General features: G+C 41.7%; 15 protein-coding genes. 2 read left to right on the top strand and 13 right to left on the bottom strand.

What is annotated here, in order from left to right; all coding sequences use genetic code 11:
* Positions 1 to 15: 15 nt before the first annotated feature.
* The 6 genes from FY557_RS04940 to FY557_RS04915 all read right to left on the bottom strand — a co-directional run bounded on the left by FY557_RS04940 (position 16) and on the right by FY557_RS04915 (position 5,345).
* Positions 16 to 1,053 (bottom strand): hypothetical protein, encoded by a 1,038-nt coding sequence (locus FY557_RS04940; protein WP_149246181.1) that lies wholly within the window; start codon positions 1,051 to 1,053, stop codon positions 16 to 18.
* Positions 1,046 to 1,849, bottom strand: coding sequence for a molecular chaperone (locus FY557_RS04935; RefSeq protein ID WP_149246180.1), 804 nt, complete (start codon positions 1,847 to 1,849; stop codon positions 1,046 to 1,048). The genes FY557_RS04940 and FY557_RS04935 overlap by 8 nt, the downstream gene beginning before the upstream one ends.
* Positions 1,850 to 1,938: 89 nt before the next feature.
* Positions 1,939 to 2,460, bottom strand: coding sequence for a hypothetical protein (locus FY557_RS04930; protein WP_149246179.1), 522 nt, complete (start codon positions 2,458 to 2,460; stop codon positions 1,939 to 1,941).
* 321 nt (positions 2,461 to 2,781) lie between these two features.
* A complete protein-coding gene (locus tag FY557_RS04925; RefSeq protein ID WP_149246178.1) occupies positions 2,782 to 3,156 on the bottom strand; it encodes a hypothetical protein in 375 nt (124 codons plus the stop codon).
* Positions 3,157 to 3,213: 57 nt separating this feature from the next.
* Entirely contained in the window at positions 3,214 to 3,897 is a 684-nt protein-coding gene (locus FY557_RS04920) for a helix-turn-helix domain-containing protein (RefSeq protein ID WP_185151652.1), read from the bottom strand.
* A 575-nt stretch (positions 3,898 to 4,472) separates the two neighbouring features.
* Complete coding sequence (locus FY557_RS04915; RefSeq protein WP_149246176.1) at positions 4,473 to 5,345, bottom strand: AraC family transcriptional regulator; 873 nt, start codon at positions 5,343 to 5,345, stop codon at positions 4,473 to 4,475.
* A gap of 158 nt (positions 5,346 to 5,503) precedes the next feature.
* Here FY557_RS04915 and FY557_RS04910 point away from each other — a divergent pair, with 158 nt between their 5' ends.
* Entirely contained in the window at positions 5,504 to 6,100 is a 597-nt protein-coding gene (locus FY557_RS04910) for a hypothetical protein (protein WP_149246175.1), read from the top strand.
* Between the two features lie 503 nt (positions 6,101 to 6,603).
* On the opposite strand, the gene pgl is transcribed toward FY557_RS04910, so the two are convergent.
* From pgl to gndA, 3 genes are read right to left on the bottom strand one after another with little or no spacing between them, the layout of a single operon-like run.
* Positions 6,604 to 7,317 (bottom strand): 6-phosphogluconolactonase, encoded by a 714-nt coding sequence (gene pgl, locus FY557_RS04905; protein WP_149246174.1) that lies wholly within the window; start codon positions 7,315 to 7,317, stop codon positions 6,604 to 6,606.
* A gap of 23 nt (positions 7,318 to 7,340) precedes the next feature.
* Complete coding sequence (gene zwf, locus FY557_RS04900) at positions 7,341 to 8,822, bottom strand: glucose-6-phosphate dehydrogenase (RefSeq protein ID WP_149246173.1); 1,482 nt, start codon at positions 8,820 to 8,822, stop codon at positions 7,341 to 7,343.
* Positions 8,823 to 8,838: 16 nt separating this feature from the next.
* A complete protein-coding gene (gndA, locus tag FY557_RS04895) occupies positions 8,839 to 10,257 on the bottom strand; it encodes an NADP-dependent phosphogluconate dehydrogenase (RefSeq protein WP_149246172.1) in 1,419 nt (472 codons plus the stop codon).
* Between the two features lie 405 nt (positions 10,258 to 10,662).
* Here gndA and FY557_RS04890 point away from each other — a divergent pair, with 405 nt between their 5' ends.
* Positions 10,663 to 11,277, top strand: a complete 615-nt coding sequence (locus FY557_RS04890) for a DNA-3-methyladenine glycosylase (RefSeq protein ID WP_149246171.1) — start codon at positions 10,663 to 10,665, stop codon at positions 11,275 to 11,277.
* 534 nt (positions 11,278 to 11,811) lie between these two features.
* Here the strand turns inward: FY557_RS04890 and FY557_RS04885 are convergent.
* From FY557_RS04885 to FY557_RS04870, 4 genes are read right to left on the bottom strand one after another with little or no spacing between them, the layout of a single operon-like run.
* The gene (locus tag FY557_RS04885) at positions 11,812 to 12,507 is read right to left on the bottom strand and encodes an ABC transporter ATP-binding protein (RefSeq protein WP_149246170.1); all 696 of its coding nucleotides are present in this window, start codon (positions 12,505 to 12,507) and stop codon (positions 11,812 to 11,814) included.
* Entirely contained in the window at positions 12,501 to 13,847 is a 1,347-nt protein-coding gene (locus FY557_RS04880) for a DUF3526 domain-containing protein (protein WP_149246169.1), read from the bottom strand. The genes FY557_RS04885 and FY557_RS04880 overlap by 7 nt, the downstream gene beginning before the upstream one ends.
* Positions 13,848 to 15,293 carry an ABC transporter permease gene (locus tag FY557_RS04875; protein WP_149246168.1) on the bottom strand — a complete coding sequence of 482 codons (1,446 nt, stop codon included), beginning with the start codon at positions 15,291 to 15,293 and terminating at the stop codon, positions 13,848 to 13,850.
* Positions 15,294 to 15,295: 2 nt separating this feature from the next.
* On the bottom strand, positions 15,296 to 17,614 hold the full coding sequence (locus tag FY557_RS04870; protein ID WP_149246167.1) for a TonB-dependent siderophore receptor: 2,319 nt from the start codon (positions 17,612 to 17,614) through the stop codon (positions 15,296 to 15,298).
* Between the last annotated feature and the right edge of the window lie 3 nt (positions 17,615 to 17,617).

The following is a 17,617-nucleotide window of genomic DNA, read 5'->3' as shown; positions in this document are numbered from 1 at the left end:
TAGGCATTACGAATATTACTGTGGGGTTATCTCAAACTGCAATGTGGTAGAATAGTCTGCTGCTTTTGCATTAATAAACCGCTGATCATTGGCATCGGTTGAATAATTCATATTGTAATATACATCGGAACCCTGGGTGTAAGCTCCTTTTGCCACAAGCTGCGACCAGGAAGCCAATGAAATGGGATATACCGCTGCATTGTTTCCGTTAACCGGAGCCAGCGAAAATTTTACGGCATCCAGGGGAAGTGTGTGTCCGGCAGCAGAAGTAAAATTATTCTGCAACGACCGTATTTTAATCTGGTAATTGATATTGCTGCGTACTGTAAGGGCGCTTTGATAAGAAGTACTCACCCCATTATTATAATCGTTCGTGCTGTTAAATTCCAGTAATCCGTTCACGGCATTTGCGGAAAACTTCAGAGACATTTCCGGAGTGTCCGGAGGATTTCCCGAAAGCGTACCGATCTGGAACTGGAATACATGATCCATTCTCCCTATAACGTTATTATAACGGTCATAAGCAGTAAACTGCATAGGTGCCGAAAAGGTAGTCCACGCAGGATAATTGCCGAGGTAGGCACCGCCGGCCAGCATAAGGCTGTATTTAAGCTGAAGATTATAGTAGTATCCGAAAAATAAAAAAGGAAAATTATAGAGCGCCGCATTAGACTGAGGAACCAGAAATACCTCCTGCCCTTGCTGCATGATTACATTAAGCGGCATACCGATCTGTGAAATCGTAGGAACGGCATACGGATAAGCATTTCCGGAAGAAGATACCGGACTGAAGGAAATCTTGTTGGCAGGCAGCGTATAATTTCCGTCTGCAGAAGTTACAGGCTGTTTCAGTTTTACAGATAATCTCCAATACGGAACATTCAGGTAGCCATTTGCCGAAAAATTGGCTGTGTAAGCATCCGGTATGGTATTGCCACCATAAGAACTTACTGACATATAACCGTTGATCCAGGAATTATATGCTACCTGGGCCGGACCATAGATCCAGCACAACAGCAATATTATCAACAGAAACTTTTTCTTATTACTCATACGTAAAATTTAATTCGCCTAATTCCAGATTATCCCGGTCACCGTAATCTATGATTACCGAAGCCGTATATTTCCCTTTTTCCAGACCGGAAGGAAGCGGGATGCCAAGTTCTCTTTTATTGCCCGGCATCGTATAAAAAACAATGGTTTCCAATGTTGTTTTCTTACCGTTTTTGGTATTTACAAGCTCTGCAGATATTTTACCGTCTGCCCACACATCTCCCACATTATCAAAGGTAAGGTCCAGCATTCCTTTAGATTTCCCGTACGATAAATTCTGTATTTCCAGCTTTTTATTTTTGGCTGCCGGAAGCCTGTGAAATATCTTAATACCCGATCGGATGCTTACTTTAATATTGGCGCCCTGGCTGTCTACATCATCTACAGGGTTCATCTGGCTCACATACAGTACTGCGGTATGGGTAAATAACTTATCCGGCAGCGTTCCCGGAACGGTAAGCGTTACATCAATATCCTTTTTCTGCCCCGGGGCAAGGGTAAAGTAATTGTCTTCCTTTTTTACGGAAATCCAGGCCGCACAGGAGCCGGGAAAGGTATTGGCTGCGGCCATTATATTTTCACCTTTTTCGTTGTACTGCCAATCTCCAAGACTTACGGCAAGATCCAGAGAATTCTTGGTACTCACATTGGTTACCGTTACTTTCTGGCTGCTGCTGTTCCCAAGGCCCGACTCAAAGTAGACCCTCGGCGGAGACACAGAAACCCCGGTCTGGGCATTCAGATGATAAAAAAAACAGGCGAATAAATATAGAAAGCTAATACAGAGTTTTTTCATTACTTAGATTTAATACTAAAATACATAAAAAGTGTTACAATGGATGTTGTAACACTTTTATATTTAGTATTTCAGTAAGTATTTTCCAATTAGTGAGAAATAATAGTATAAGTAAGTTCTGCAGTATATACCGATGGATTCTGACCTGCCACGTAGTTATCAAGGTAAGCATTTGCTCCTGATCCTTTATAGTCTACGCTGATTTTTTTATCCACCCCCCCTACTGACGAAGTTACCAAAGTGGTTTCAGTATTTGAAAGCGGTGCCATTGCTGCATACTGTGCTCCGTTTACAGGATCCGTTCCGGCACTTGCTTTTACCTGGATGCTACTTGCCTGGATGGTTTTGGCGCCGTTCTGCAAAGCAGCATTTCCGCTTTTTACTTTTACCTCGAATCCTCCGGTACTATAAATGGTCAAATGATCTGCATTTGCCGAAGTAACTCCATTTGCATAATCATCTCTTGTGGTATAGTCTAAATTAACAGTTTTTTGTGCCGTATTTACGATAAGAGTCTGAATCGGCTTTAATCTTACGTTTAAAGTAACAGTCTGTGCGCTTAATACACTAAATCCAACCAGCGATAAAGCAGTAAAAATGAATTTTTTCATGAGGGGGAATGATGTTTTATTTCTTATTAGTTGATTAATTAAATCTCTAATTGCAAAGTTACATACATCATCACGAAGCCCATTTGTAAAAAAATGCGCAAAATTTGCAAATATGGTTTTGGTAAAAATAATGAAAAAATTATTGCATAATCTGAAAAAATGCAAAAAGTAGAATTACATAATTAATAAAAATTACAAATATCACAAAAAAATTAATTATATATTAACAATAAATTAATTCTTAACCTCTATTTAACAAAGAAAAAAGTGTTTTTTTCATGTTCAGGACATAATTAAACACCTTATTTTTCATTAAAAATTTTATTGAGAAATTAGAGTTAAGATCAAATCGGCTGGTTTTAGGGATGCGTCTGCATACATTTCCCTGGTTCTGTTATTTGTATTATAATCAATAACGAAATCTCTGTAAACAGTTCCTTTGTTACTGTTAATTATGCTACGGTTTCCAAATTCACTCGCTCTGCGGTGTATACTGATTTCAAAGCCGGTGGTACTGGACACAGTAACATATTTCTGCTCTGCATAGCCCGCAGATTCACGGCCCGTATCTCCTCTACCGACTGAGAGTATCTGTACAGGATATAAATTCATCCTGAGATGAACCCCATCCATCTGACCTGAAATTCTTAAAAAAGAAAACAGCAAAATACCTAATAAAAAAAATCTGCCCCCCATAGCAATTTATTTTTCACCGACAGGTTACTTAGGTAAATGTACAATATTTTTTCTTATCTATTTCATTTCTGACGGATTTTTTCCGGTATGTTTTTTAACAAAATTACTGAAGTTTCCTTCGTCACTGAAACCCAGGTCAAAAGAGATCTCAGAAATGGTAGAATTGGTGAAAGCCAGAGTTCTTTTGAATTCGGTGATAATTTTTTCGATAATAATATTCTTTGCTGTTTTTCCCAAAACATATTCAGTCATCTCTGTCAGCCTTCTAGACGTAATATTGAGCTCACTTGCATAATGGGATACTTTTTTTTCTTTTTTATAATCCCGCTGAAGTAGAATCTTAAACCGGTTTACATAATGTAGATAATCGAATTTTACATCTTTCTTGATTTCTTCGTTGGGAATATACAGAAAAGCATCCAGAATCAGTCGTTCAATTGCATTATGTGCTGCCGATACATACAGGTTTTCATCTTTCTGCCGGAAAGCATCCATCCGTTCCATGAAAATCACCCGCATATGTTCGGTATTCGAGAAAGGAGCAATAAAAAAATCGGTGTGGTAATTAAAGAAAAGCTGGGAATGGAGAAAAAGACTGTCTTTGGAAGATCTTTCATAGAAACTTGCTGAAAATGCAATGCACAGGATATTCGATGCGCTGGCCTTTCCAAAAATAATCTGTTTCTGAGGACCTAAAAAAGCGATGTGGCCTGCTCTTATAGAATAAGGTATATTTTCCACTTCGACCTCTATGTTTTCGAGAAATATATAGATACAATAATATTCAAGAGTACTGAATTGGCGGGTAAAATTATTCCTTTCAATAAGATGATCCATACGGTTCAAACTGACACCTAAATTTCTTAACTGATCCGTTATGACATACATAATACAACAATAAAATTTTTACATATTCGATTAAAAAAAATGTTTTTTTAATTATAAAAACATCAGCGAATAGATTATATCAATAATATTTGTAAATAATTAAATATATTTATAAGTGTTGCGAATATACTTTAAACAATTAATCAGTGCAAAACTCGATTGCAGAAAATATTAATTTAAAGTTTCCGGCACACTAAATTTTGATCACGATCTCTTATCATACTAAAGTCATCACTTAATGGTTCGGAAAATTCTGTCCGGCTTCTGTATTATATTTATATAAATTATTGATATTTATCTTTCGGCTATTGATATGCAATTAGATAGCCACACTGTTGTATTTTTAATGATTTATAAAAATCTAAATGAATTTCTGCCTGCAGCTGAATATCCGATCCTTTAAGTGTCCTGTAATGGCCATAAATAATTTATTCCATAAAATAGTTGAATTCTTTTCTGTATTGTGACGGGCTTTTCTTGATATATTCCTTAAAAGTCTTATTGAAATAACTGAAATTGTTAAAACCCGATTCAAAACAGACTTCCGTAATACTTAAAGGCTGTTCCGCCAACAGTTTCAGAGAATGGGTTATGCGGTACTCATTGACGAAATGGGTAAAGGTCTTATTGGTGATCTTTTTAAAATAACGGCAGAAAGAAGGTACTTTCATATTGGCAAGGCCTGCCACTTCTTCCAGGGTAATCTGCTCTCTGAAATGATCTTTTACATAATTAAAGATGATATTAATTCTTTCATTATCCTCTACCTGGGTCTGAAGATAGTATTTTCCGGCATTCAGAATCCGGTAGTCCTGTGTAGTGGCCAGATCTTCAAGAATCTCCAGAAAACAGATCAGCCTTCTGAAAGATACCGCTTCATGCATGGCTGCAATTTTTTCCCCGATCTCTTTTTTTACCTTTTCACCGAATACAATCCCCGCCTTGGATTTTTCCAGGAGACTGGTAATTTTCTGCATTTCCGGAGTTTCCCACACAGGTTTGCCTAAAAAATCAGGTTTGAATTGCAACACCATCTCATAGTCGTTGTTGGTATTTTCATTGGTCATCCCGCAATGCGGAAGATTGCTGCCGATTAGTACAAGATCACCGTCCGAAAAATACGAAATGTTACTTCCGATCTGTCTCTTCCCCGAGCCTTTACAAACAAAAATGAGCTCAATTTCAGGATGATAGTGCCAGACATGGGATTTGATATTTTCGTTTTTCAGAAATTTCAGACTCGTAAAACTGCTTCCGATATTAGGCTTCACCGCTTCAAATGCCGGATTTGAATGTTTCATATATTACCATTTAACTATACAAAATTAACAATTAATATTCAATTAATACGAAGCTAATGTTAAAATAGAACATACATGTGAAAATTATATTGTAGAATCCAACCGATAACTGCTGTAGATTTGCAGTATAAAATTATTGGTAACAAAAACTTATCTCTATGACTACATTATTAAAATCCGGTTTTCTTGCAGGTTTCTTATTGATCTCTTCAAGTCTGATGAGTAAAGACAAAGACTTTTCTATTTCGGTAGGAAATGTAACGGCAAAAACGTTGAACTTCGAAATTGCCAATGCAAAAAATGTTTCCCTATTCGTATACAACGATATCGATGGTGAACTTTTTTCTGAAAAACTTGATGCTGAAAATCTAGTGATAAAGTCATATAACCTACAGGATCTTGCTTCAGGAACTTATTACCTGGTAGCGGAATCCGATACGAAGGTTGAAAAATACAGAATAAGCATCAACAACCTGAACGGAATGGAGGTTGAAAAGGCCCCGGTAAGTTCGGTAAGCAAACCCGAATACAGCATTTCCGGAAATATGGTGCAGCTTCACCTGACGGATGTAAAAAACCCGGTGAATGTTTCGGTATATGATTTTGCCAATAACCTGTTTTATACGGCCAACAAAAATGCTGAAGACGGTGAGCTGAACATGACGTTCGATCTAGATCCCAAAACGTCATCCAATTACATCATCAGGGTTGAAGAAAACGGAAACGTTTTTAATAAGATTATTCCCCTGAAATAAATCTGAAATATATTTTCACATATATACTATTTTTATATAGACGTTCCGGATCATACCGGGATAAAATTTTACGTACAGTTATTTTTTTGAGGCATCTCTTTTTTGTAATCGCGAAAAATAGGTGCCTCATTTTTTTCAGGTTCAAGGTTCAAGATTCAAAATTTGACTCTATCTGCTTCAATTTGAGTAGATTAAAAAAAATCTTATCGATAAGCTGCTGATTAAAAAAAGGGTAAGCTTCAGTAATTCTCACTTCCTTTCCTTCATTGCAGCAAATTCTCATCGTCCTTTTAAGTATTTTTTGCAGCGCAGCGGAGAAATGTATCGAGAAGTGCTGATTAAAAAGCCAGGGCTGATCTGTCGCAGATTCCTGATACCTTCCCGCGCCATGGTAAAAGCCTTCGGGGTTCAGTACTTAAATATTCAATAGCAACTTTTGAATAAATCCATATAAAAAAGCATCGTCAGTTGACGATGCTGTATCATTTATTTTTTGCTTCAGATTATGATCCTTTCGCTTTTTCATCGGTGAAAAACATCAAGCCTTCCTTCGGGCGGATCAGCTGCAAAGGGTAAAGCTGAGGATTATATTCTCCATTTACCACTTCGTTCAGTGCATGCTTTTTAGATTCCCCGAATGCTACTACAAGGATATGTTCCGCTTTGCTGATGATCGGCGCCGTCAGCGTAATCCTGAACATTTCCTGAGGCTTTAGGTAATAAGCATCCACCCACCTTTCTTTTTCCTCCAAAACTTTTTCTCCGGGGAATAAGGACGCGGTGTGACCATCATCCCCCATTCCCAAAAGGATAAAATCGAAAATCCCTTCTTCGCCCAGAACATTCCGGATCTGCTGTTCATATTTCTTTGCATAATCTTCCGGCTCTATTCCGGCTTTATACATCGGGAAAATCTGGTCACCGTTCACAGGAACCCTGTGCAAAAGGGTTTCAAAAGTCATTTTGGCATTGCTCTTTTCATCATCCAAAGGCACCCAGCGTTCATCCACCCAGAAAAAATAAACTTTATTCCATTCTACTTTCTGCGAATATTCCTCCGTGGCCAGAAGGCTGAAAATTGCTCTCGGGGAAGAGCCTCCGCTTAATGCGACCGCAAAACGGTTTCTTTCAGCAATTGATTTTCCGGCAAGCTCCACGAAAGTATCGGCTGCTTTTTTATATAAAATATCTAAATCGTTAAATACGGTAATCTCCATTTCTTTTTATTTAAATCATTATTTTACACCCAGCTGTGCCCCTGTCTTGCAACCAGGGTAAAGCTGTCTTTCGGACCCCAGGTTCCGGCCTCGTAATTCGGGAAAAATACGTCTTTGTTGTTTTCCCAGGCTTCCTGTATGGTTTTTACCACATCCCACGCCTCTTCTACCTGGTCGGAACGCATGAATAACGTAAGGTCACCCATCAGCGCGTCCAGCAATAAGGTTTCATATGCTTCCGGAGTATCTTCTTGGCAGGCAAAATTATCGAAGATCATTTCCACAGGTTTCAGCACAAGAGATAGTCCCGGCTTTTTCGTCATAAACTGCAGCCTGATATCCATCAGAGGCTGGATGTTGATGATCAGCCTGTTGGCAGACAGATGCTGTTGGCTGTCCGAAAACGTAGAATGCGGAAGCGGCTTAAACTGGATGGTAATGTAGGAATGCTTTTCTTTCATTCTCTTTCCGGTACGTACATAAAACGGAACACCCTGCCATCTTTCGTTATCCAGGTAGAATTTTACTGCGGCAAACGTTTCCGTATTGGAGTTCGGTGCAATACCTTCTTCCTGCCGGTATCCTTTCACTTCCACCCCATTTAGGGCTCCTTTTCCGTATTGTCCTCTTACCGCATAATGGTCCACTTTATCAGGAGTGATCCGGCGGATGGATTTCAGCACATCCACTTTACGGTCCCTAATCTCTCCGGCTTCCAGCGAAACCGGCGGTTCCATAGCCACCATACAGAGGATCTGCAACAGGTGGTTCTGGATCATGTCCCTTAAAGCTCCCGTCTGTTCATAAAAACTTCCCCGTGTCTCCACACCTACTTCTTCAGCAACCGTAATCTGTATCGATTCAATATGTTTGTAGTCCCATAAAGGTTCAAAGATAGAATTCCCGAATCTGAAAGCGAGAATATTCTGTACCGTCTCTTTCCCCAGATAATGGTCGATGCGGTAGATCTGCTCTTCCTCAAAGGTTTCGGCCAGAAGACTGTTCAGCTCAATCGCCGACTGCTTATCATGTCCAAAAGGTTTCTCGATGATGATGCGATCTTTTTGAGGATCCGGTGCCAGTGATGAGTTCTTGATGTGGTTTGAAATCGTGGCCACAAAATTCGGGCCGATGGACAGGTAGAAAAGCCGGTTTCCTCTCATTCCATATATTTCATCCAGGCTGTTGAGCTTTTGCTGAAGACTCTGATAAGAGCTTTCCTGGTCGAGCTGATGCTGGAAATAAGTAATATGGGCCTGGAAGCCTGCCCAATCCTGCGAAGTTACTTTTTTTCTTGAAAAGTTTTCCAGGTTTTCCTTGATATAGCTTTTAAAATTTTCGTCGGTATTTTCCGATCTTCCCAAGGCTACGATATTGAAGCCTTTCGGCATTCTTCCGTCGATATACAAATTATAAAATGCAGGAAAAAGTTTTCTCTTGGCCAGATCTCCCGTAGCACCGAAAATGATAATGGTGGTTGGCTGCAAATTTTTATTGTCGTTCATTTCTGTTACCTGAATTTTAATTATTTACACTTCCCCATGAAGTATGGAAAATACCTTCCCGGTCGATTCTCTGATAGGTATGTGCCCCGAAATAATCCCTTTGCGCCTGGATCAGGTTTACCGGAAGCGATTCCGTGGTATAGGCATCAAAATATCCTAAAGCCGTCTGGATGCCCAGGCTTGAAATGCCGTTGGAAATGGCATAAGCTGCTGTATTTCGTAAAGCCCTGGTCTTTGATTTTACGATTTGTGAAATTTCATCATCCAGCAGGATATTGCTTAAACTTTCATTTTTTGTATAAGCCGAATAGAATTTCTCCAACAGGACAGAACGGATAATACATCCGCCTCTCCATATCTTTACGACATCATTCAGAGGAATATTAAAACGGTATTCTTCGGAAGCCTTTACCAGCAGGGCAAGTCCTTGTGCATAGCTGATCAGGGTAGCAAGATATAGAGCATCACCGACTTCTTTAATAAACAATTCCTTGTTTTCGGGTGTACTGATTTCTTTGTCCGTATACAACTGGGAAGCCTTGATCCTTTCGTCTTTATAGGCCGATAAAATCCTTGATGTAACGGCAATATCGATGGTCGGGATTGAAACACCGATTTCCATGGCCTGCTCGGAAGTCCATTTTCCGGTTCCTTTTGCACCGGCTTTATCCAGGATATGATCTACCAGGTAACCATCTGCCAGAGAATCTTTCTGTTGGAAAATATCTCTTGTAATTTCGATCAGGAAAGAATTCATTTCTCCGTTATTCCAATTTCTGAAAACTTCATAGAGCTGATCGTTGTTCAGGCCGGCTCCTTTTTTAAGAAGGTCATATGCTTCACTGATCAGCTGCATAATTGCATACTCGATTCCGTTGTGAACCATTTTTACATAGTTTCCGGCAGAGCTTTTCCCCATATACGCCGTGCAGGCTTCTCCGTCGACTTTTGCAGCGATGGATTCCAGCATCGGCTTAATAAGGTTAAAGGCTTCAAGATCACCCCCCGGCATAATGCTCGGCCCTTTTCTCGCACCTTTTTCACCTCCTGAAACACCCATTCCCATAAAATGAAGATTTTTGGATGCCAGATCAGCAATACGTCTTTCGGTATCCCTGAAGTAGGAGTTTCCTGCATCAATCACGATATCCCCTTCGCTCAGGAGCGGCGTAATATTTTCCAGTACGGCGTCTACCGGTTTTCCGGCAGGAACCATTAAAATAATTTTTCTTGGGGTTTCCAGTGCGGCTGTGAAATCTTCAAGAGATCCGATTCCTTTAAGTTGCATTTCCGGAGTTGCCCCTTCATGCAGCTCGCGCACCTTTTCTGTATCAAGATCGAATCCTGCGATTGAAAAACCGTTCTCTGCGATGTTGTAAAGAAGGTTTCTTCCCATCACTCCGAGTCCGATCATCCCGTAATTATATCTTTCCATTTTATCGTTATTTATATGAATTCTATTATACGGAGTATAAAATTACGCAAATGCTGTTTAGTAAAAAAATAAATTGGATTAAAAATTACTTACCCTGAATGTTTAGCACTCGTTTACAGGAGGATATATTATCCCCACTTAACAGCCTTATCATATTTTACACAGCAGAAAAATTCATTTTTTCACAGGATTTTTCGAGCGTTTATTATAGAATGCTGCCAGCTATATAATGCAGTTCACATCCCGGCATTAAATTTTTCACTACCTTTAAAACAGCAAACTTCATCAATTGCGGTACAGCAAAATTTCATAGTCTTAATTAAAACTGATTATCTTATTATCCCTCAAATAATGACGGCAAGGCATATTTTTTTCATTAAGGTAATTTTCTAATTAAATAAAAAAATGAACCGAAAACTGAAGCATTCATACTACCGGAATCATGATGTCGAATTTCTAGCCAAAGACCTGTTGGGAAAGGTGCTGTATACTAATAAAAATGGCCAGCTTACTGCAGGACTCATTACGGAAACGGAAGCTTATTTCGGTGGGGACGACAAAGCTTCACATGCCTTCGGAAAGCGCCGGACTGCAAGAACGGAAATTATGTACGGACCCGGAGGTTTTACCTATGTCTATCTCTGCTATGGCATCCATTACCTTCTGAATGTTGTGGTATCGGACAGCGATGATCCTAAATGCGTACTGATACGAGCCGTTGAACCGTATGCCGGCAAGGAAATCATTGAAGAACGGAGAAAAATGCCTGTTACTAATGCAGCTGTTTCTTCCGGTCCGGGATCCCTTTCAAAAGCACTCGGCATCGATGGTTCATTCAATAAAAAAGACCTTAATGAAGATGAGATCTGGGTTGAAGATATCGGAAACCGCTATGCTCCGGAAGAAATTGCCGCTGTCCCGCGGGTCGGAATTGATTACGCCAAAGAACATGCACTGCTGCCGTTGCGGTTTTACATAAAGGATAACAAATTCGTCAGTAAAAAGGTGAAATTCCTTTAAACTTATTTAAATTTTAAATGGTATCGATTTTTCAGCTCAAGCAGATTCAGCAGATCACGAGGATTTATTTGCTATGTAAAATTATATTCAAGGTTAAATTTATCCTGAGTTCGATAACATTTAATTTAAAACTTCCAGCCTTCAGTATCCCTCTTTTAACCTGATTTCTCCTTAAGTCAAAGTTAAATTGTTCCAGCCATTAAAATCAAAAAATCCTGACACGAGATCAGGATTTTGCCAGATTAATTAAATCCCATTGTATTTAATTTATCTTCAGCTGATTATCAAAATGAAAGGTGATAATTTAGTTTGATGTGGCAGGCTTTTAAATTGATTTCCTATTTATATGATAATGAACGATTTCATTTGATAATTAATACCTGTGAAAGTAATATTTGTCAATATTACTTCCAGCTTCCAGCATCCAGCTTTCCTCTTCCAGCCCGTCAATCTGATTTCCAGTTCATCTTATATTACTTAACGTTACTTCTGGCAGATTTAAAAAACTGTATCGGGAAGCTTCTGATTTCAACTTTAAATCGTCTTCAGATACAATTCCTGGAGTTCCGATGCGGAAAAGTCCCGGGAAGGAAGATGCTGAACAAGTTCCCCCTGCTTCATGATCCCGATATTGGTAGCTACGCTCACGGCATTGAAAATATCGTGCGTCGCCATAAAGACTGTGCGACCTTCCTGTCCCAGCTGCCGTACGATTTCCGTGAATTCCGCTGTAGCAATGGGATCCAGCCCGCTGGTCGGTTCGTCGAGCAAAAGGACTTTTGCATCTTTTGCCAGGGCGATAGCTATTCCCACTTTCTGGCGCATGCCTTTGGAATATCCGCCCAGCGCTTTATGATGGGCTGTTTCCTGGAGGCCGGTACGTTTCAGAAATGCAGACAGTTCATCCCGGTTGTAGGAAAAACCGGCGATTTGTGAGAAGAAGTCCAGGTTTTCAATTCCGGTAATGTTCGGATAAAGCAGTACGGTCTCCGGAATATAAGCCAAATGCTTTTTAATGTCCTGCGGATTATCTTTTACGGAAATATGATTGATGAAAGCATCGCCGGAAGTGGCTTTGATGAGTCCCAGCAGGATATTGATCGTCGTACTTTTCCCCGCTCCGTTCTGTCCCAGCAAAGCGAATATCTCTCCTTTCCCGACTTCCAGGTTAAGGGATTGAAGTGCCGTGAAATCATTGTATTTTTTATGAAGGTTGATGGTCTTTAGCATAATTTTCTGAATTTAATTTGTGAAAGAATAAGAAGAATGGTTATCATCAGGAGATAAGGTAAAAACAAGGCAGCCGGATCCGCAGAAATATTTTCACGGAATGCCTTTACCGTTTGCCGGTTCCAGTCGAGAGCTTCCGGATGTTGACCGGAAAAAATCAGCGGATAGAAGAACAGCCGTTTTTCTTCATGAAACTTCTTTAAGCCGGCACCGAAATTGAGATGGTTATCCATCCCTGTTTCCGCCAGCCGGCTGCCCTCGAGCTGCGTATGGATATTCGGAAGGAAATACCCTAATATTTGCGCTGCCTGATTCCGTTTTGCCATTTTTTCATTGTATTGCCGGGAAGAAAGGGAAGCTTCCATATCGCCCATGTGCTGCATCGCATAATACCAGGTCCATGAGAAGCTGTCATCTTCCTTTACCGTAAACCTGGAAAACTGAGGATAAGCCTTATAAAACTTCTCCATGGTCGGCTGTTTCGGCTCATCCCATTTGTTGTGATAGCCTTCACGCTGCTGCATCACCGCCTTTAAGGATTCCTGAACAGGATAAAATTTCTGGATCAGGATATTGCTGCTCATCGGAATGATGAAATTGATTCCTACCCAGACGATCAGAAGAATCAGTGCATTCTGGGCAGATGATTTCCTGAATGAAATAATCCAACGGCAAAGCACAAACCAGAATACGATATAAAGCCATCCGGCTATGATGAAAGCCAGGAAATTCATATCCAAAGGAACAGAAATCCAGAGAAAGGCAATAAAAATCAACAAAAAATATACCGCACTGACCGCCAGAAAACGGATGAGCAGTTTCATATCAAGAAGCTTCCCCAGATCACGGCTCTGCACCGAAAGCAGTTTCCACCGGCCGCTCTCCTCTTCTTCGGAAATGATGTTGTAGCAGAAAGCCACAATAATTAAAGGGAAAAGGAAAACCAGAACAAAACTGAAATCGAAATTCCCTGCCGCCGCACTGGCCGGATTATAGAAATCTGCATTATAACGCTGCTCTTCAAGGTTCCGTATCGTTACCCCCTGAACGGACGGATTAACGTCCCGCATTCCGATATTCATGGCAGCAAGTTTGGGCGTTTCATTAATCAGATTGAATTTGACGTAATATAAAATCAGCCCCAGATCATCCTGATGGTAATTTACATTTTTCCTGATGCTCTCTTTCTGGAACTGCTCACTGCTGGCAATAATATCCTGGTTCCTGTCGAGGAATTTTTTCCCGGTATAGATGGCCATAATTCCTGCCAACACCAGGAAAATCAAAGCGGAAATATAGGCCTTATTGCGGTAAAACTGTTTATATAGGTAATTTTTCATTTAAATTAATTTTAAGTTTCGTCCTGCTGTTTCGGTCATCACCAGGCAGATGGCCAGCCAGAATACCAATGCAGCCGCCGGAATCCACTGTTCGGCAAAGCTTTCCCGGAAAGAGACATACCGGTAACTGAAATCAGGAAACTTTTTCCAGTTTCCCGCATCTATAATGGCTGCCGGACCGCCCTTTTCCGGCTTGATATTGCTGATCTTTTCAATCTGCAGGTCATTCATTTTCTGCGCCAGGCGGTAGCGGTATTCTTCAGCCTGTTTCTGAAAGCGGGTGTATGAGAAATAATCCGTTCCGGAAGCCGTCATGGAAACATGTTTAACGGCCATTACCGGATCGATGAAAGCACTCAGTTCCGAAAAACGCTGCTGGCTGGCAAAGGTTTCTTCCAGCTCTTTCTGATGCCTGATGTAAATCTGTGAACTGATTCTTTCCCCTTCCTTCATCACGAAACCGCTGTAATTGAACGGGAGCTCGTTGGTGGACCTCACCTTGTAGCGCGCCAGAAGGGAATCTTTCATTTTATTGAAGTGCGGGTCGTCCGGATTATGGCTGTCCCCTGCTTTCAGGATATCCTTTTCCAGCGCGGTTTCAAAAGCAATTCTGGAAGGCACAGGATACAGATTCTGTGCGGCAAACTGAATGCCTTTCGGCAGAAAAACCACCAGGAGGAGCCAGCTGCCAATCAGGCCGACCAATGCCAGTGACGAACTCCTGCTGACTGCTGAAACCAGGACCGTTAAGGTGCAGATAAATAAATAATATACCATATATCCCAACAGAATAACCAGCAGCCGGACGGTAATATCCGCCCATCCGGACATTACTGACATGATGGCTGCCGTCAGGACGACCGGTAAAACCGGCAGCAGGAACAGCAGTGAAAATTGCCAGAGACCCAGGATTTTCCCACGGACAATCGTAGTACCTGAGGCACCCTGGGTGGTCAGGATTTTCAATGTGGCATTTTCGCGTTCCTGGGCAATCAGGCCGAATCCTGAAAATAAAATGATCAGAGGAACAATACACTGCAGGATGAAAGCACTGCTGAACGTTCCGAAACGGACCAGAATTCCGGAGCTTCCCGCTTCCGAAAGATTGGCGGAATTCTGCTTGTGGGCTTCAAGAAAGATCACATTTCCCAGGTAGTCGTCCAGTCCGGTATCGAAAATACTCAGCGGATGAGCCATCCTGAAAACAAGATAACCGTAATGGGCCATCCGGTGCGGATGTTTGGCGGGCCGGTGCTCCCACTGTTCGCGCACCTGTTTCCTGTATTCCCTTACCTGTGCATTGGTCTCGGTATATTTTGTAAACCCGACCCCTATACTTAATAAGCAGAATAAAAGGACGGTAATGCAAATCAGCAGGTTTTGTTTTTCTTTCATCAGGTCCTGCCGTGTTTTCCTAATGATCAGCTGTAATGTGGATGTTTTCATAATTAAAATTTATAGGCAGCGGTGAATAAAAAATTTCTCGGGGCTGCCGGAAACAGCCGCAGGTAATTCTGGGCACCGATCCAGTATGCCTTATTGGTTATATTATTGATATTCAAAGCCAGTTGAAGTTTTGATCTGAAAAGTGAGTAATACAATGCGGCGTCCAGAGTAGTATACGCAGGAAGCTCAAAACTACGCGTGAACCAAGGAACTTTTGAACTCTGATATAAAATGCCGACCCCTAGCCCAAAATCTTTCAGAAAAGAAGTCCTCGAAAAATTGTAACGGCTCCCGAGGTTCACTGAATTTTTTGAAGTATTCTCTTTTCTCTGCCCGATCAGCTCAGAATTGGCGTCATTTACTATTTTTGCATCAATATAGCTGTATCCTCCATAAAGATGCCAGTTGGGTAAGAGATACCCGGTAAATTCGGTTTCAAAGCCCCGGCTGCGGTCGGCACCGCGCTGTACCAGCCCATCGGGTTCCGCAGGATTGTTGGCATTGATTAAAATATTTCTCTGGTTGATTTCGTACACTGCCAGACTCAGAGAGAATTTTTTGAACAGGCGGCTTTTGATCCCGAGCTCTTTTAGGTCTGAAGTTAAAGGCCTGAACCTCGCTGCAGATACGGAGCCGGTAAAACTTCCCGTATTGGGCATCAGCGATACGGTATTGGATTGCGGCTGATAGCCCGTAAGATAGGTTCCATATACATTGATATTATCCGTAAGGCTGTAGGTAATCCCGATTCTGTACAGCATCCTGGAATTATCGAATGAAGTCCGGTTATCTTTTTTAAAATTGGTGATATCGCGGAACCATTCCTGGCGGAGACCGGCCAGTACCTTAAACTTATTCCAGGTCAGAAGGTGCTGGATATATGCCGCATGGGTTGTGGTAAGCGCCGGTGGCAAAGGATTGATGACATTCAAAACATAAGAATCGGTTCCCTGATGGTTCTGCGCTCCCGGACTAAGGTCAAAAGGGGAAACATTAGGCTTCGGCAGCACCATTCCCTGATAGTCGATGGTCTGATAGAGTGCCGCTTTCGCAGGATCATAGGAGGCGGAAACCGTTCCGTCCTTCAGCAGGAATCCCCGGGCTGCATCCTGCCGGCCGCCGTCATGCTTTTCCCAGAGCTGGCTGTCATAGCCGATCAGGGTCTGGTGGAGAAAGCTCCCGGTTTTATAGCTGAAATTAAAGTAAGCATTTATATTATCCACTTCCCATTTCTGTTTCCGCCGGACAAACTGCATCATGGCCAGACTGGATACGGGATGGTTGTCGATGTCGGGAACAAAAGCATTGGTAGTGCGGTGCTCCTCAAGGTTTTCCTGCCAGAACTGTTTCATATACGAAGCATTGAAACTGATCTGCCTCGTAAAGTGATGGGCCAGCGAACCCATAATGATGAGCTCCTTGGTCTTGAAGAAATCGTCCGGAGCTCCAAGGTTCAGGCTTCTCGGCGTACTGTTCAGGTCTGTTTTTCCGGCTACAGCTCCGAAAATCGGCTGTCCGCGGTCCAGATTTCCATGGAGGTCACTGTAAATCAGTTCAATATTCACAGACGTTTTTTCGTTGGGAATAAAAGTGAAAGATGGTGAAATCAGGATGCCGTTGTTTTTCACATGATCCCTGAAAGAACCTGCTTCCTGGTAAGCACCATTGAAACGGTACAGCAGGGTTTTGCTTTTATTCAGCGGGCCGCTAAGATCAGTGCTCGCCCGGTAGGTACCGAAACTTCCTCCGGACAGGCTGATTTCGCGCCGGGGGTTCGGCAGGGGCTTTTTTGTAACCATATTGATGGTTCCGCCGGGATCCACACTGGACATGGTGATGCTGGCAGGACCTTTAAATACTTCCACCCGCTCGATATTCGAGGTCATCGGCTGCAGGAAATAGTTCTGCCGGGTCCGCATCCCGTTGATGATCTGCCCTTCTTCATTCTGGCTGATTCCCCGGATGTTGTACTGGTTGTAGTAACTGGAAGGGGAAACCCCGCTGACGTTTTTCATTACTTCTCCCAACTGAAAGGCCTGCCGGTCATTCATCAGTTCTTTGGTAACGGTGTTGAGCGTTAAAGGAAGATCTTTGTTCTTCATGGCAATCTTGGTTGCCGCAAAAGAATAATCCGAAATATAATCTTTGGATTTCCGTCCGATCACCTCAACGGTCTGGATAGTTGTCGAAACCGAATCGACCTTTTTTTCCTGTGCAGTAAAAAGAACGGATGAAAAACATAAAACAGCTACAGAAAACCCCTGTTTTATGCCGGGAATACCCAGCCGGATTTCCCAATCGTAATTCGTATTGATGTTCATTAA

This window comes from Chryseobacterium sp. SN22, from assembly GCF_008329705.1.
GTDB lineage: Bacteria > Bacteroidota > Bacteroidia > Flavobacteriales > Weeksellaceae > Chryseobacterium.
Note: the sequence above shows the minus strand (reverse complement) of the source record. Positions and strands in the feature narration are given on the sequence as shown.

Excerpts from the sequence above, each read along its gene's own strand:
- FY557_RS04940 (WP_149246181.1), bottom strand. The coding sequence starts at position 1,053 with ATGAGTAATAAGAAAAAGTTTCTGTTGATAATATTGCTGTTGTGCTGG.
- FY557_RS04935 (WP_149246180.1), bottom strand. The coding sequence starts at position 1,849 with ATGAAAAAACTCTGTATTAGCTTTCTATATTTATTCGCCTGTTTTTTT.
- FY557_RS04930 (WP_149246179.1), bottom strand. The coding sequence starts at position 2,460 with ATGAAAAAATTCATTTTTACTGCTTTATCGCTGGTTGGATTTAGTGTA.
- FY557_RS04925 (WP_149246178.1), bottom strand. The coding sequence starts at position 3,156 with ATGGGGGGCAGATTTTTTTTATTAGGTATTTTGCTGTTTTCTTTTTTA.
- FY557_RS04915 (WP_149246176.1), bottom strand. The coding sequence starts at position 5,345 with ATGAAACATTCAAATCCGGCATTTGAAGCGGTGAAGCCTAATATCGGA.
- FY557_RS04910 (WP_149246175.1), top strand. The coding sequence starts at position 5,504 with ATGACTACATTATTAAAATCCGGTTTTCTTGCAGGTTTCTTATTGATC.
- pgl (WP_149246174.1), bottom strand. The coding sequence starts at position 7,317 with ATGGAGATTACCGTATTTAACGATTTAGATATTTTATATAAAAAAGCA.
- zwf (WP_149246173.1), bottom strand. The coding sequence starts at position 8,822 with ATGAACGACAATAAAAATTTGCAGCCAACCACCATTATCATTTTCGGT.
- gndA (WP_149246172.1), bottom strand. The coding sequence starts at position 10,257 with ATGGAAAGATATAATTACGGGATGATCGGACTCGGAGTGATGGGAAGA.
- FY557_RS04890 (WP_149246171.1), top strand. The coding sequence starts at position 10,663 with ATGAACCGAAAACTGAAGCATTCATACTACCGGAATCATGATGTCGAA.
- FY557_RS04885 (WP_149246170.1), bottom strand. The coding sequence starts at position 12,507 with ATGCTAAAGACCATCAACCTTCATAAAAAATACAATGATTTCACGGCA.
- FY557_RS04880 (WP_149246169.1), bottom strand. The coding sequence starts at position 13,847 with ATGAAAAATTACCTATATAAACAGTTTTACCGCAATAAGGCCTATATT.
- FY557_RS04875 (WP_149246168.1), bottom strand. The coding sequence starts at position 15,293 with ATGAAAACATCCACATTACAGCTGATCATTAGGAAAACACGGCAGGAC.
- FY557_RS04870 (WP_149246167.1), bottom strand. The coding sequence starts at position 17,614 with ATGAACATCAATACGAATTACGATTGGGAAATCCGGCTGGGTATTCCC.